The organism is Arenimonas maotaiensis, assembly GCF_014638745.1.
Classification (GTDB): domain Bacteria; phylum Pseudomonadota; class Gammaproteobacteria; order Xanthomonadales; family Xanthomonadaceae; genus Arenimonas; species Arenimonas maotaiensis.
Genome location: NZ_BMFO01000002.1, coordinates 311,243 through 324,491, shown reverse-complemented (window position 1 = coordinate 324,491; position 13,249 = coordinate 311,243). Strand labels below are relative to the sequence as shown.

The 13,249-nt window shown below is 67.0% G+C and carries 16 protein-coding genes; 7 read left to right on the top strand and 9 right to left on the bottom strand.

Features of this window, described 5'->3' with window-relative positions; all coding sequences use genetic code 11:
* Positions 1–48 precede the first annotated feature (48 nt).
* Positions 49–612, top strand: coding sequence for a DUF6580 family putative transport protein (locus IEV56_RS05490; RefSeq protein WP_188448586.1), 564 nt, complete (start codon positions 49–51; stop codon positions 610–612).
* Complete coding sequence (locus IEV56_RS05485) at positions 612–1,166, top strand: cob(I)yrinic acid a,c-diamide adenosyltransferase (protein ID WP_188448584.1); 555 nt, start codon at positions 612–614, stop codon at positions 1,164–1,166. The genes IEV56_RS05490 and IEV56_RS05485 overlap by 1 nt, the downstream gene beginning before the upstream one ends.
* Here the strand turns inward: IEV56_RS05485 and msrB are convergent.
* Entirely contained in the window at positions 1,163–1,555 is a 393-nt protein-coding gene (gene msrB, locus IEV56_RS05480) for a peptide-methionine (R)-S-oxide reductase MsrB (RefSeq protein WP_188448582.1), read from the bottom strand. The two genes, IEV56_RS05485 and msrB, sit on opposite strands and share 4 nt — an antisense overlap.
* 65 nt (positions 1,556–1,620) lie before the next feature.
* Between msrB and lptD the strand changes: the two genes are divergently transcribed.
* The 5 genes from lptD to IEV56_RS05455 all read left to right on the top strand — a co-directional run bounded on the left by lptD (position 1,621) and on the right by IEV56_RS05455 (position 7,852).
* Positions 1,621–3,825 (top strand): LPS assembly protein LptD, encoded by a 2,205-nt coding sequence (lptD, locus tag IEV56_RS05475; RefSeq protein ID WP_188448580.1) that lies wholly within the window; start codon positions 1,621–1,623, stop codon positions 3,823–3,825.
* Positions 3,826–3,863: 38 nt separating this feature from the next.
* Positions 3,864–5,177: a peptidylprolyl isomerase gene (locus IEV56_RS05470; protein WP_188448578.1), complete on the top strand. Its 1,314-nt coding sequence runs from the start codon at positions 3,864–3,866 to the stop codon at positions 5,175–5,177.
* Positions 5,177–6,154 (top strand): 4-hydroxythreonine-4-phosphate dehydrogenase PdxA, encoded by a 978-nt coding sequence (gene pdxA, locus IEV56_RS05465; RefSeq protein WP_188448576.1) that lies wholly within the window; start codon positions 5,177–5,179, stop codon positions 6,152–6,154. The genes IEV56_RS05470 and pdxA overlap by 1 nt, the downstream gene beginning before the upstream one ends.
* On the top strand, positions 6,151–6,942 hold the full coding sequence (gene rsmA / locus IEV56_RS05460) for a 16S rRNA (adenine(1518)-N(6)/adenine(1519)-N(6))-dimethyltransferase RsmA (RefSeq protein WP_188448574.1): 792 nt from the start codon (positions 6,151–6,153) through the stop codon (positions 6,940–6,942). Before pdxA ends, rsmA begins: the two co-directional genes overlap by 4 nt.
* Before the next feature lie 70 nt (positions 6,943–7,012).
* A complete protein-coding gene (locus IEV56_RS05455) occupies positions 7,013–7,852 on the top strand; it encodes a symmetrical bis(5'-nucleosyl)-tetraphosphatase (RefSeq protein ID WP_188448572.1) in 840 nt (279 codons plus the stop codon).
* On the opposite strand, the gene IEV56_RS05450 is transcribed toward IEV56_RS05455, so the two are convergent.
* Genes IEV56_RS05450 through IEV56_RS05415 form a run of 8 tightly spaced genes read right to left on the bottom strand, consistent with a single transcriptional unit; the run spans position 7,842 to position 13,170 of the window.
* On the bottom strand, positions 7,842–8,327 hold the full coding sequence (locus IEV56_RS05450; protein ID WP_188449357.1) for a dihydrofolate reductase: 486 nt from the start codon (positions 8,325–8,327) through the stop codon (positions 7,842–7,844). The genes IEV56_RS05455 and IEV56_RS05450 overlap by 11 nt on opposite strands.
* 2 nt (positions 8,328–8,329) lie before the next feature.
* Positions 8,330–9,145, bottom strand: coding sequence for a thymidylate synthase (locus IEV56_RS05445; protein ID WP_188448570.1), 816 nt, complete (start codon positions 9,143–9,145; stop codon positions 8,330–8,332).
* Positions 9,142–10,002 carry a prolipoprotein diacylglyceryl transferase gene (lgt, locus tag IEV56_RS05440; RefSeq protein ID WP_188448568.1) on the bottom strand — a complete coding sequence of 287 codons (861 nt, stop codon included), beginning with the start codon at positions 10,000–10,002 and terminating at the stop codon, positions 9,142–9,144. The genes IEV56_RS05445 and lgt overlap by 4 nt, the downstream gene beginning before the upstream one ends.
* A 44-nt stretch (positions 10,003–10,046) precedes the next feature.
* The gene (locus tag IEV56_RS05435) at positions 10,047–10,541 is read right to left on the bottom strand and encodes a TPM domain-containing protein (RefSeq protein WP_188448566.1); all 495 of its coding nucleotides are present in this window, start codon (positions 10,539–10,541) and stop codon (positions 10,047–10,049) included.
* Positions 10,541–11,410: a TPM domain-containing protein gene (locus IEV56_RS05430; RefSeq protein WP_188448564.1), complete on the bottom strand. Its 870-nt coding sequence runs from the start codon at positions 11,408–11,410 to the stop codon at positions 10,541–10,543. Before IEV56_RS05430 ends, IEV56_RS05435 begins: the two co-directional genes overlap by 1 nt.
* Entirely contained in the window at positions 11,410–12,018 is a 609-nt protein-coding gene (locus IEV56_RS05425) for a LemA family protein (RefSeq protein WP_188448562.1), read from the bottom strand. Before IEV56_RS05425 ends, IEV56_RS05430 begins: the two co-directional genes overlap by 1 nt.
* A 43-nt stretch (positions 12,019–12,061) precedes the next feature.
* Entirely contained in the window at positions 12,062–12,778 is a 717-nt protein-coding gene (locus tag IEV56_RS05420) for a TerC family protein (RefSeq protein WP_188448560.1), read from the bottom strand.
* The gene (locus IEV56_RS05415; protein ID WP_188448559.1) at positions 12,778–13,170 is read right to left on the bottom strand and encodes a diacylglycerol kinase; all 393 of its coding nucleotides are present in this window, start codon (positions 13,168–13,170) and stop codon (positions 12,778–12,780) included. Before IEV56_RS05415 ends, IEV56_RS05420 begins: the two co-directional genes overlap by 1 nt.
* Between the last annotated feature and the right edge of the window lie 79 nt (positions 13,171–13,249).

Below are 13,249 nucleotides of genomic sequence, written 5' to 3'. Positions count from 1 at the left end.
GGATAAGGTATTCTATTACCGATCGCATTTTCCCGCCTCGAGAACCGCATGAGCAACCGTCCCTTCGCCCTCAACCTCACCGTGCTGGCCGGCATGATCCTGGCCGTGGCGCTGACCCGCCTGATTCCGCACCCGCCGAACTTCTCGCCGGTCGAGACCATGGCGCTGTTCGGCGGCGCCTATTTCGCCCGCCGCGGTTTAGCCGTGCTGGTGCCGCTGGCGGCGTTGTTCGTGTCCGACCTGGCGCTCGGCCTGATGATGGGCGGCGAGTATTTCCAGTATTTCGTGTCGGCCGGTTTCCTGCTGGTGTACGCCACCATCGCCGTGCTGGCGCTGATGGGCTTCGGCCTGCGCGGCCGCGTATCCGCCGCCCGCGTGGCCGGTTACGGCACGGCCGGCTCGCTGCTGTTCTTCGCGGTCACCAACTTCGGTTCCTGGCTGGGTTCGGCGCTGTATCCGCAGACCGCCGCCGGCTTGGCCGCCGCCTACGTGGCCGGCCTGCCGTTCCTGGGCAACGGCCTGCTCGGCACCCTGTTCTATTCGCTGCTGCTGTTCGGCGGCTATGAGCTGCTGAAGCAGCGCCTGCCGGCCTTGCGCGCACAGGCCGTCTGATGGGCAACCGGCTGTCCAAGATCTACACCAAGACCGGCGATGACGGCACCACCGGCCTGGGCGACGGCACCCGCGTCTCGAAGGATTCCGCACGGGTCAGCGCCTACGGCACGATCGACGAAGCCAATTCCGCCATCGGTCTGGTGCTGGCCTGCGAACTGCCCGAGAACGTGCGCGCGCTGTTGGTGTCGGTGCAGCACCATCTGTTCGATCTGGGCGGCGAGCTGTGCATTCCCGGTCACGCCGCCATCTTCGAAGCCGATATCGAGGACCTTGAACGCCATCTGGATGCGTTCAATGCCGATCTGCCGGCGCTGAAGGACTTCATCCTGCCCGGCGGCGGCATGGCCGCCAGCCACTGCCACTTGGCGCGCACCATCTGCCGCCGCGCCGAACGCGAGACGGTCACGCTGTCGCGCCACGACGCGGTGCGGCCGGAAGCGATCCGCTACCTGAACCGCCTGTCCGACCTGCTGTTCGTGCTGGCACGCGTGTTGGCCCGCGCCAGCGGCCACGGCGAAGTGCTGTGGCGGCACGACCGCCGAAAAGCCTAAGCCGGGCGGAAATCCAGCGCTGCGGAATTGATGCAGTAGCGCAGCCCAGTCGGCGGCGGACCGTCGGGAAACACGTGGCCCAGATGCGAACCGCAACCGGCGCAGCACACTTCGATCCGGCGCATGCCATGCGAAACGTCTTCCTTGAACTGAAGGCATTCGGCATCCACCGGCCGGAAATAACTCGGCCAGCCGCTGCCGGAATCGAACTTGGCTTCGGAATCGAACACCGCGCGCTCGCAGGCCACGCAGTGGTAGACGCCGGCGGCGTGGTGGTCCCAATATTTGCCGGTGAACGGCGGTTCGGTCGCCGAGCAGCGGCAGACCGCGTATTGTTCGGGCGTCAGCCGGCGGCGCCATTCGGCGTCCGGCGTCTCTTCGGCGGCCATGGGTTTCTCCTGACGAATCGTGCCTGACGGAGTAAGATAACGCATATTTCCCGACGGGGCTCCGCGTGCGCCACAGCCAACTTTTCCTCGCCTGTCTGGCGCTCCTGACCGCAGGCCGCACCTACGCCCAGACCGCGGCCGACGCCACCGTCTGGCCACAGTGCGCCGATCCCGAAAGCCTGCCGCTGTTCCAACCCTTGAGCGCGGAAACGGGCACCACGGACGGCGCCACCGAAATCAGTTCGGAACGCTTCGACATCGGCAAAGTCGGCGAATCGGTGTTCGAGGGCGGCGTGGAGATGCGCCGCGGCGCCGAATGGCTGGGTACCGACAGTCTGCGCTACGACCATGCGAGCGGCGGCTACGTCACCGCGGGCGGCGTGCGCTTTCAGAACGCCGGGATGCGGATGACCGCGGAAACGGCATCGGGCAACGACAAGGCCGGCACCTTGGAAATGGCCGGCCTGCACTACCAGTTCCATGCCGGCAACGGCAACGGCAGCGCGGCCAAGGTCGCGGTGCAGGGCAAAGACAGCCTGCTCAGCCAGGCCGATTTCTCCACCTGCCCGGCTAACGACAAGCAATGGCGGTTCGTCGCCGACGAAATCGCCATCGATGAAGGCTCCGGGAAAGGCACCGCGCGCAACGTGCGCCTGCAGATCGGCAAAGTGCCGCTGTTCTGGCTGCCGGTCATGCGCTTTCCGACCGACAGCGCGCGCGCCAGCGGCGTACTGGCGCCCCGAATAGGACAGGACGGGCTGAACGGCATGGACATCTCCCTGCCGATCTACCTGAACCTGGCGCCCAACTACGACGCGACGCTGATCCCGCGCTATTTCAGCGAACGCGGTTTCATGCTGGGCAGCGAATTCCGCTACCTGTTCGAGCGCAACCAAGGCGAGTTCAACGCCACCTACCTGCCGAGCGACGACATCCGCGGCGGCGACCGCTATCTGATGTCCTGGCGGCACTTCACCGCGATGAGCAGCGCCTGGCACTTCCGCAGCGAATTGAACCGGGCCAGCGACGAATTCTATTTCTCCGACTTCGGCGAGACCATCCGCGAAACCTCGACCGCCCTGCTGCAGAGCCAGGCCGGTTTCTACGGCCGCGGCAAGTACTGGAACCTGGAACTGAGCGCATCGAACTGGGAAATCGCCAACCCGACCCAGATGCCCGGCTCCGAACCCTACCGCCGGTTGCCGCGGCTGGCCTTGCACGGCAGCAGACCGCTGCGGCCTTGGCTGGAGGCCGGCCTGAACGCCGAAGCGGTGGCGTTCCAACACGACCAGCTGCAGGACGGACGCCGTCTGGACATGTCGCCGTTCGTGAAATTTCCGATCAAGGGCGCGTTCTGGTACGCCACGCCCAGCTTCAGCTGGCGGCAGACCGAATACTGGATCGACGGCAATCCCGCCGACCCGGGCGCGGATACCCGCCTGTCGCGCGGCATGGGCATCGTCAGCCTCGATGCCGGCGCCTATTTCGAGCGGCCGGTGGCCTTGGCCGGAACGGATTACATCCAGACCCTGGAGCCGCGCCTGTTCTATCTGAACGTACCGTACCGGGACCAGAGCGCCATCCCCGCCTTCGACACCCAACCGCTGACCTTCATGTGGCCGTCGCTGTTCCGGGAAAACCGCTACGGCGGCGCCGACCGCCAGGCCGATGCCGACCAGCTGACCTTGGCGGTCACCAGCCGGTTCATGAGCAACGAGACCGGCAAGGAGCGGATGAACGTCAGCCTCGGCCGCATCACCTATTTCGAAACGCCGCGGGTGTATCTGCCCGGCGAGGCGCCGCTGCCGGCCGACGGCTCGGCCTGGGTCGCGGAAGCGAACATCCGGTTGAGCGACGAATGGCAGATCGGCCTGACCCAGCACTGGAACCCGGCCGACCGCAGTACCGAGCTGTCCTCGCTGCGCGGTTATTGGTCGCTGCCCAGCGGCCTGCAGCTCAACGCCGGCTACCGTTACCGGGCCGGATTCGCGGAACAAACCGACTTCGCCTTTGTCGTACCGGTGGGCGAACGCTGGCGCGTGCTCGGCCGTTGGGATTACTCCCTGCGCGACGACCGCAACCTCGAGTCGCTGCTGGGACTGGAATGGCGGAGCTGCTGCCTGGCATTGCGCGTCTTCGGCCGGAAATACATCCGCAGCTTCGACAGCCGCGAGAACGTGGGCGTGTTCCTCGAGCTCGAGCTGAACGGCTTGGGCCGGATCGGCAGCAAGCCGGAACTGTTCCGCGATAATGGTATCCTAGCGTATTGATGCAACACCCCGAATCCCGCACTTTTCCGGAGCGCTCCATGTCCGTCGCACGCAACTCCCTGGCCCTGTGCCTGCTCCTGACCGGCCTGCTTCCGTCCGGCCATGCCGCCGCCCAGGATTCCGCTCCGGCCACCATGGCCTTGGACAGCATCGCCGCGGTGATCGACGAGGACGTCATCCTGCGCAGCGAACTCGACCGCGCGGTGGCCAACATCAAGGCGCAGTATGCCGGCCGTCAAGGCCAGCTGCCGCCGGACAACGTGCTGGAACGCCAGGTTCTGGAGCGCCTGATCCTGCAGCGCCTGCAGGTCAACCGCGCCAAGGACATCGGCATCCGGGTGTCCGACGCCGAATTGAACCAGGTGATCCAGAGCATCGCGTCCTCCAACAAAATGACGCCGGAACAGTTCCAGCAGCGCCTGGCCCAGGAAGGGCTGGCGTTCGAGGACTACCGCAACAACCTGCGCGACGAGCTGCTGCAGCAGCGCCTGCGCCAGAGCTACGTGCAGAGCCGCGTGCAGGTCAGCGAGAGCGAAATCGAGCAATTCGTCGCCGCGCAGCAGGCCGCCGGCCCGGAAGTGCGACTGGCCAACCTGCTGGTGGCCTTGCCGGAAAGCCCGAGCGCCGAACAGGTCGAAACCGCCAAACGAAAGATCGACGGCATCCGCGAACTGGTGGCCAAAGGCGAAATGACCTTCCAGGCCGCCGCGATCCGCTATTCCGACGCGCAGAACGCGCTCGACGGCGGTGAAATCGGCTGGCGCGGCTTCGATGCCATCCCGCCGCAGTACACCGCGATGATCTCGGCCATGAAGCCGGGCGAGGTCTCGCAGCCGATGCGCGGCCCGAACGGCTATCAGCTGATCCAACTGGTCGAGGTCCGCGACGCCGCCGCCGTGTCCGAAGTCACCCAATACCGCGCCCAAGCCATCCTGATCGACCCGAACAGCGTCGGCGGCAACGAAGTGGCGCGGCAACGCGCGGAAGAACTGCGCGCGCGTCTGGACAAGGGCGAGGACATGGCCGCGCTGGCCAAGGAATTCTCCAGCCCCGACCTGAACGCCGAAACCGGCGGCATCCTCGACTGGTTCACCCAGAACCAGTGGGGCAGCCAGATCGGCGGCCAGATGACGGCGCTGAAGGACGGCGAAATCTCGCCGGTGGTCGAAAGCGACGCCGGCTACCTGATCGTCAAACGCCTGGGCCAACGCAGCACCGACGCCAACGCCGAGGCCAAGCGCCAGAAGGCGCGCGAAGCCATCGGCCAGCGCAAGGCGGAAGAGGAATACGAGCGCTTCATGCGCCAACTGCGCTCGGAAGCGTTCGTCGAGTCCCGTCTGCCGCAAGTCTGATGGCCAAGCGTCCGCGCCTGGCCGTGGTTCCGGGCGACCCCGCCGGCATCGGGCCGGAACTCTGCGTCCGGCTTGCGCAGCGCGAACCCGATGCCGAGCTCACCGTGCTGGCCGATCCGGCCGTGCTGTCGGCCGCAGCAGCAGCCATCGGCCTGCCGTTGCGCTGCAAAGCCCCGGGCGAGTCCTGCGGCGTCGGCGAACTCGCCGTATCGCCGTTCCCCGCTCCGCATCCGGTACGCTTCGGCCAACTCGACCCGGACAATTCCGCGACCGTGATCGCCGCCATGCGCCGCGCCGGCGAGGGCTGTCTAAAGGGTGAATTCGACGGCCTGGTGACCGGCCCCGTGCACAAGGCGGCGGTCAACGCCGCCGGCATCGCCTATACCGGCACCACCGAGCTGCTGGCCGCGCAGGCCGGTGCCGAGGTGGTGATGATGTTGGCCAACGAACATCTGCGGGTCGCGTTGGCGACCACCCATCTGCCGTTGCGCGCGGTCCCCGACGCCATCACGCCGCCGCTGCTGGAACGCGTGCTGCGCATCACCCGTGACGCCCTGCAAACGCAGTTCGGCATCACCGACCCGGACATCCATGTGCTGGGCCTGAATCCGCACGCCGGCGAACAGGGCGTACTCGGGCGCGAGGAAATCGAGGTCATCGCGCCGGTACTCGAGCGCCTGCGCGCCGAAGGCTTCCGGCTGCAGGGCCCGTTGCCGGCCGACACCGCGTTCCTGCCGGCACGCCTGGCACAGGCCGACGCGGTACTGGCCATGTACCACGACCAGGGCCTGCCGGTGCTGAAATACAGCGGCTTCGAACAGGCCGTCAACATCACCCTCGGCCTGCCCTACCCGCGCGTGGCGGTCGATCACGGCACCGCGCTGGAACTGGCCGGCAAAGGCGTCGCCAACGACGGCAGCCTGCGGCAGGCGGTACGCCTGTGCCGACGGCTGGCGCAGGGAGGAAGCAGCGCATGAGCCATTTCAAGGCGCCGCCGAAGAAGAACCTCGGCCAGCACTTCCTGACCGACCGCGGCATCATCGAGCACATCGTGCACGCGGTCGATCCGCGTCCGGGCGACAACCTGGTGGAGATCGGCCCGGGCCAAGGCGCCATCACCTTCCCGTTGCTGAAGAAGCACGGCAAGCTGACCGTGATCGAATTCGACCGCGACCTGATCACCCCGCTGAGCGAAGCCGCGCACGGCGTCGGCGAGCTCACCATCGTGCACAAGGACGTATTGCAGGTCGATTTCGACAAGTTGGCCGGCGAAGGCCGCATCCGCCTGGTCGGCAACCTGCCCTACAACATCTCCACGCCGATCCTGTTCCATGTGCTCGAACACTGCCTGCATGTGCGCGACATGCATTTCATGCTGCAGAAGGAAGTGGTCGACCGCATGGCCGCCGCCCCGGGCAGCAAGGTCTACGGCCGTCTCAGCGTGATGCTGCAGGCGGTATGCGCGGTGACGCCGCTGTTCGACGTGCCGCCGCAGAGCTTCAATCCGCCGCCGAAGGTGGATTCGGCCGTGGTGCGCCTGGTGCCGCGCGATCCGGCCGGCATCGGCATCCGCGACCACGCCCTGTTCGAGGCGGTAGTGCGCGACGCCTTCGCCCAGCGTCGGAAGACCCTGCGCAACGCGCTGAGCAAACAATGCACGACCGAACAGCTGCAGGCGGTCGGCATCAAGCCGGAAATCCGCGCCGAACAGCTGCCGGTGGCGGATTTCATCCGCCTGGCCAACCATCTGGCCGCCGGCGGCTGAACGCTCCGACCCGAGCCCGCCGGAGGACGGCGCGCTATAATGGCCGGGACTGAAATTTCGGAACACCCCCATGACGACGTATGCCATCGGCGACCTGCAGGGTTGCTATGACGTGCTCGCGCGCCTGCTCGAACATATCCGCTTCGATCCGTCCCGGGACCATCTGTGGTTCTGCGGCGATCTGGTCAACCGCGGCGGGCAGTCGCTGGAGACCCTGAAGCTGGTGCATTCCCTGCGCGAGCGCAGCACCGTGGTGCTCGGCAACCACGACATGTCGCTGCTGGCCATCGCGCACCGCAGCGAGGCCGACCAGCACAAGGTCAACCCCGACCTGCACCGCGTGCTGTTCGCGCCCGAGCGCGACGAGCTGATCGGCTGGCTCAAGCACCAGAAGCTGCTGCATGTCGACCCGTCGCTGGGCTTCGCCATGGTGCACGCCGGACTGTCGCCGAAATGGACGCTGAAGATGGCGCAGGCGCGCGCCGCCGAGGTCGAGCGCATCCTGCAGGGCGAGCAGGCCGGCCGCTACCTGAAGGCGATGTACGGCAACCAGCCGGGCTGGTCGCCCAAGCTCGGCGGCACCGACCGTTTCCGCGCCATCGTCAACATCTTCACCCGCATGCGCTACTGCACCCCGAACGGCCGCATCGGCTTCGAGGAAAAGGGCAGGCCCGGCACCCAGCAACCGGGCTTCTATCCGTGGTTCTCGGTGCCCGGCCACGCGCCGCGAGAACTGCCGATCGTCTGCGGCCACTGGTCGACGCTCGGCCTGTTCATGGGCTTGGGCGTGTACGCCATCGACACCGGCGCGATCTGGGGCGGCACGCTGACCGCGCTGGAGCTGGGACCGGAACCGCGCGTGCACGCCGTGCCCGGACGCAGCGGCGCCGGCGCGCGGGTCAAGGACTGACGCGGCGGTAATCGCTGAAACGGAACGCGAACGGGTGCCGTTCGTCGGCCGGGTGCGGCTGACAGGCGGTTTCCCGCCACCGGCCGGCATCGAAGGCCGGAAACCAGGCATCGGCCTGCGCCAGTTCGGTATCCACATGCGTCAGATGCATGGCATCGGCCAGCGGCAGCGCCAACGCGTAGATCTCGCCGCCGCCGATCACCATCAGTTCCTCCGCGCCGGCCAACGCCATCGCCTCATCCCAAGAGGCGACCGCCTGCATGCCGGCGAACGGCACCGCACCGCCGCGGGTCAATACCAGATTGCGGCGATCGGGCAAGGCGCGGCCGAGCGAGTCGGCGGTCTTGCGACCCATCAGCACGGTCTTGCCGCGGGTCAGCGCCTTGAAGCGCTTCAGGTCGTCGGGCAGATGCCAGGGCAGGCGGTTGCCGAACCCGATCGCATGCCGCCGGTCGAGCGCGGCGATCAGCGTCAGGCTCACACAGCCACCGGCGCCTTGATGGCCGGCTGCGGTTCGTAGCCCAGGATTTCGATGTCCTCGAAACAGAACGCGAACAGGTCGCGCACCGCCGGATTGAGCTTGAGCTGCGGCAACGCGCCGGGCGTACGGCCCAGCTGCTCGCGCACCTGTTCGAAGTGGTTGGAGTAGATGTGCGCGTCGCCGAAGCTGTGCACGAAGTCGCCCACGTCCAGATCGCAGACCTGCGCCACCATGTGGGTCAGCAGCGCGTAGCTGGCGATGTTGAACGGCACGCCGAGGAAGATGTCGGCCGAACGTTGGTACAGCTGACAGCTCAGCCGGGCGCGGCCGCCGGGCGTTTTGGCCGGTGCCACGTAGAACTGGAACAGCGTATGGCAGGGCATCAGCGCCATCTCCGGCAGCTCGCCCACGTTCCAGGCGCTGACGATCAGCCGCCGCGAATCGGGATTGCGTTTGATTTCATCCACCACCCAAGAGATCTGGTCGACCGTGCGGCCGTCTTTGCCTTCCCAACAGCGCCACTGCTTGCCGTACACCGGGCCGAGGTTGCCGTCGGCGTCCGCCCATTCGTCCCAGATGCTGACTTTGTTGTCCTTCAGGTAGGCGATGTTGGTGTCGCCTTTCAGGAACCACAGCAGCTCGTGGATGATCGAACGCAGGTGCAGCTTCTTGGTGGTCACCAGCGGGAAGCCTTCGGACAGATCGAAGCGCATCTGATAACCGAACACCGAGCGCGTGCCGGTGCCGGTGCGGTCGCTCTTATCCTGGCCGTGTGCCATCACGTGCCGCAGGAAATCCAGGTAGGCCTTCATGCCGACGCCTTTTGACGGCGCGACAACGCCAACAGGAACAGGCCGAGCGCGATCACCGGCAGGCTCAGCAGCTGGCCCATGGTCAGCCAGCCCCAGGCGATGAAACCGATGTCGGCGTCCGGCTGGCGGATGAACTCGACCGCGAAACGGAAAATGCCATAGAACAGCGCGAACAGCCCGGACACCGCATAGCGCCGGCGCGGCGTGCGCGAATACAGGTACAGGATCAGGAACAGGGCCAAGCCTTCCAGCGCCGCCTGTGCCAGCTGCGAGGGATAGCGCGCGTAGCGGTCGAGCAGACCGGACTCGTGCAGCACGCGCAGCTGCGCGGCGCTCTGCCCGATCAGGTCGGGTTCGGCGCGCGGGAACACCACGCCCCAGTCCTTGCCGGTATAGCGGCCCCACAGCTCGCCGCCGATGTAGTTGCCGAGGCGGCCGAACAGCAGGCCCGGCGGCACCAGCGGCGCCATGAAATCGAGGGTGTCGAATACGTGCCGACGGTTCTGCCGCGACCACAGCGCGACCGCCGCCATCACGCCGAGCAGACCACCGTGGAAGCTCATGCCGCCTTCGTTGATGCGCAGCAGGAACAGCGGATCGGCGGTGAATTCCGGCCAGGCGTAGAACAGCACGTAGCCGACGCGGCCGCCGATGACCACGCCGAGCATGCTGTTGAACAGCAGGTCGGAGAAGCGCTCTTCGGTGACGTCGCCCAAGCGGCCGGCGCGGATGCGCTGACGGCCGAGCAGCCAGGCGGCGGCGAAGCCCAACAAGTACATCAGGCCGTACCAGTGGATGCCGTGCGGCCAGAACGGCAACGCGATGGCGACGGGGTCGATGTCGTGCAGGAAGATCATGCGGCGGTCCGTTGGCTACAGCCTGTATTGTGCCCGAAGCCCCTTTAAAGCACCACCGGCTCGTCCGGCAACTCGCGCGGGTTATCCGCCGACGCCGGGAAATGCAGGGCCAGCAGCGCGTTGATGCGGCCCAGGCAGGCCAGCACCGCCTGGCTGGGCTCGCCGCAGCGCATGTCCTCGGCGAAGGCCGCGGTCAACGCCTGCCATTCGGCGGCCGGCACGCGCGCGGCGATGCCGCGGTCGGCCACGATCTCGACCCGCCGTTCGGCCAATTGCAGATACAGCAATACGCCGCTGTTATCGGCGGTATCCCAGACACGCAAGGCCGAGAACAGCTGCTCGGCGCGACCGCGCGGAGTCAGCCCGGCCCACAGCGCCAAGGGCGAATACCGCGCCTCGACCGCGAAACAGAGCTCGCCGGCATGGCGGCGCTCGCCTTCGGCGATGGCGTCGCGGATGGCGCGCATGCGCGCTTTCGGGAACCAACGCGGCAGGCGGAACCAGCCGGTGCAGAGATTGAGCCAGAGCCGTCGCAACATCACCACCCTCCCGATGCGCCGCCGCCGCCGAAACCGCCGCCACCGCCGCCCCAGCCGCCGCCACCGAAACCGCCACCCCCGCCCCAGCCGGAACCACCGCCCGGGAACGAACCCCAGCTGCCGCGGCCGGAGCTGAAACGCGCCGGCCCGGAACTGGCCACCAAGAACGCAACGAAGGCCGCCAACAGGCCGGAACCGAGCGTACTGAGCAGCAGGAAGCCGAGACCGCCGGCAACCAGGCCAGCGCCGCTGCGGCGCAGGAACACCGGCTTGAGGCGGGTGCCGGCCGCGACCAAGCCAATGAAGAATCCGAGGAAGACCGCGAACAGCCCGCCGGGCATCTGCCGGCTCTGCCGTTCTTCGACCAGAGGCGGCGGCAGGTCTTCGCCGTCGATCAACCCGGCCAAGGCGCCGGTGGCGGATTGGATGCCGCCGAAGTAATCGCCTTCGCGGAAATGCGGCGTGAGGTATTCGCGGATGATGCGGCCGGCCTTGGCGTCGGGAATCGCGCCTTCCAGGCCGTAGCCGACTTCGATGCGGACCTTGCGGTCGTCCTTGGCGATGAACAGCAGCACGCCGTCGTCGGCCTTGGCCCGGCCGAGCGCGTTGCGTTCGGCCACGGCCAGCGCGGCCTGTTCGATCGAAGCGCCGTCCAGCGAGCCGGTCATGTACACCGCCAGCTGGCTGCCTTTGCGCTTTTCCAGCTCGGCCAGGGGCGCCTCCAGCGCGGCGATCTGCTCGGCGCTGAGCGTGCCGGTGGTGTCGGTGACGTGCCGCGCCAACACCGGCGCGGCGGCCGTCTGCGCCCGCGTTGGCATGGCCGCGGGAAGCAGCAGCACCGCCAACGCCAGCGCGCGCAACAGGCGCATCAGTTACCGGCGGGTTTCTCGGCCGGGGCGAACTCCACCGTCGGCGCTTTCGAGATGGCCGCTTCGTTCTCGACCGAGAAGTTGGCCTTGGTCTCGTAGCCGAACAGCATGGCGGTGAGGTTGACCGGGAACTTGCGGATGTGGGTGTTGTAGGCCTGCACCGACTGGATGTAGCGGTTGCGCGCCACGGTCACCCGGTTCTCGGTGCCTTCCAGCTGCACCTGCAGGTCGCGGAAGTTCTCGTTCGACTTCAGCTCCGGATAATTTTCCGACACCACCAGCAGGCGCGACAACGCGCCCGAGAGCTCGCCCTGCGCGGCCTGGAACTTCTTCAGCGTGTCCGGATCGGCGGCCTGTTCGGCGTTGATGTTCATCTGGCCGACGCGCGAGCGGGCATCGGTGACTTCGGTCAGCACGCGCTCCTCCTGGGCGGCGAAGCCTTTCACGGTCGCGACCAGGTTCGGCACCAGGTCGGCGCGGCGCTGGTATTGGTTCAGCACCTCGGACCACTGGGCCTTGACGTCCTCGTCCTGCTGCTGGATGGTGTTGTAGCCGCAGCCGGACAGCAGACCGGCCAGCAGCACGAGGGCGAAGGAACGGATACGCATGGCACACCTCACGGGCTTGGGATGCGCCTATGCTACCGCAAAATCATTTCTTGGCGTTGCGGCGCGAACGGATGTTCAGCATCTCCACCGTGGCCGAGAACGCCATGGCGAAATACAGCAGCTTGCGCTCGATGTGGATCTCGAATCCGTCGGCGATCAGGGCCACACCGACCAGGATGATGAAGGCCAGCGCCAGCGTCTTCACGGTCGGATGGCGGTCGATGAAGTCGCCGATCGGATTGGAGGCGAACACCATCACGCCGACCGCGATGATGATGGCGGCGACCATCACCGGCACGTTGTCGACCATGCCGACCGCGGTGATCACCGAGTCGAGCGAGAATACGATGTCGATCACCGCGATCTGGGCGATGACCAGACCGAACACCGCCGACGGCTTGGTGTTGATGTCCTCCTCGTCGCCGCGGCCCTCGACCGCGTCATGGATCTCGAGCGTGCCCTTGACCAGCAGGAACAGGCCGCCGCCGATCAGCACCAGGTCGCGCACCGAGAAGTTCTGTCCGAACAGCGAGAACAGCTCGGTCTGCATGCGCGCCAGGAACGCCAGCGACACCAGCAGCATAATGCGCGAGACGCAGGCCAGCATCAGGCCGAACTTGCGCGCGGCCGGGCGGCGCTCGGGCGGCAGTTTGCTGACCGCGATCGAGATGAACACCAGGTTGTCGATGCCGAGCACGATCTCGAGCGTGGCGAGGGTGAACAGGGCGACCCAGATCTCGCCGTTGAAAATCCAATCCATCAGGAATCCTTGTTGATCAGCGGCCACAGGATCAACAGCCAGCACACGGCGGCGTTGACGTCGGCCAGGAAAACGGCGGCGGAGCCCATGTCCTTGGCGCGGCCGGCCAGTTCATGGTGCTCGGGGCCCCAGCGGTCGACCACCGCCTCGAGCGCCGAGTTCAGCACTTCCACCAACAGAATCAGCAGCAGTACCGACACCAGCAGGAACTTCTCCGCCGGCGACGGTCCCAGATACAGGCCGAGCGGCACCAGTACCAGGCAAAGATACACCTCCAGCCGGAACGAGGACTCGACGCGCCAGGTGGCGCGCAGGCCCTTCAGCGACCACACGAAGGCCTGCCAGGCGCGGAACGGCGTGCGCGGGGCGTGGCTGTTTTCGCTATCGGCCATGGACTTGCCGGCTCCGGGCGCTGGAGCCGACGCGGCGCGGAACGCTCATCGGCGGGGCTGTGGGGTGGCGGAATCGAGG

Excerpts from the sequence above, each read along its gene's own strand:
- IEV56_RS05425 (WP_188448562.1), bottom strand. The coding sequence starts at position 12,018 with ATGCGTATCCGTTCCTTCGCCCTCGTGCTGCTGGCCGGTCTGCTGTCC.
- IEV56_RS05470 (WP_188448578.1), top strand. The coding sequence starts at position 3,864 with ATGTCCGTCGCACGCAACTCCCTGGCCCTGTGCCTGCTCCTGACCGGC.
- IEV56_RS05435 (WP_188448566.1), bottom strand. The coding sequence starts at position 10,541 with ATGTTGCGACGGCTCTGGCTCAATCTCTGCACCGGCTGGTTCCGCCTG.
- IEV56_RS05445 (WP_188448570.1), bottom strand. The coding sequence starts at position 9,145 with ATGAAGGCCTACCTGGATTTCCTGCGGCACGTGATGGCACACGGCCAG.
- IEV56_RS05420 (WP_188448560.1), bottom strand. The coding sequence starts at position 12,778 with ATGGATTGGATTTTCAACGGCGAGATCTGGGTCGCCCTGTTCACCCTC.
- rsmA (WP_188448574.1), top strand. The coding sequence starts at position 6,151 with ATGAGCCATTTCAAGGCGCCGCCGAAGAAGAACCTCGGCCAGCACTTC.
- IEV56_RS05415 (WP_188448559.1), bottom strand. The coding sequence starts at position 13,170 with ATGGCCGATAGCGAAAACAGCCACGCCCCGCGCACGCCGTTCCGCGCC.
- lgt (WP_188448568.1), bottom strand. The coding sequence starts at position 10,002 with ATGATCTTCCTGCACGACATCGACCCCGTCGCCATCGCGTTGCCGTTC.
- IEV56_RS05485 (WP_188448584.1), top strand. The coding sequence starts at position 612 with ATGGGCAACCGGCTGTCCAAGATCTACACCAAGACCGGCGATGACGGC.
- IEV56_RS05490 (WP_188448586.1), top strand. The coding sequence starts at position 49 with ATGAGCAACCGTCCCTTCGCCCTCAACCTCACCGTGCTGGCCGGCATG.
- msrB (WP_188448582.1), bottom strand. The coding sequence starts at position 1,555 with ATGGCCGCCGAAGAGACGCCGGACGCCGAATGGCGCCGCCGGCTGACG.
- IEV56_RS05455 (WP_188448572.1), top strand. The coding sequence starts at position 7,013 with ATGACGACGTATGCCATCGGCGACCTGCAGGGTTGCTATGACGTGCTC.
- IEV56_RS05430 (WP_188448564.1), bottom strand. The coding sequence starts at position 11,410 with ATGCGCCTGTTGCGCGCGCTGGCGTTGGCGGTGCTGCTGCTTCCCGCG.
- pdxA (WP_188448576.1), top strand. The coding sequence starts at position 5,177 with ATGGCCAAGCGTCCGCGCCTGGCCGTGGTTCCGGGCGACCCCGCCGGC.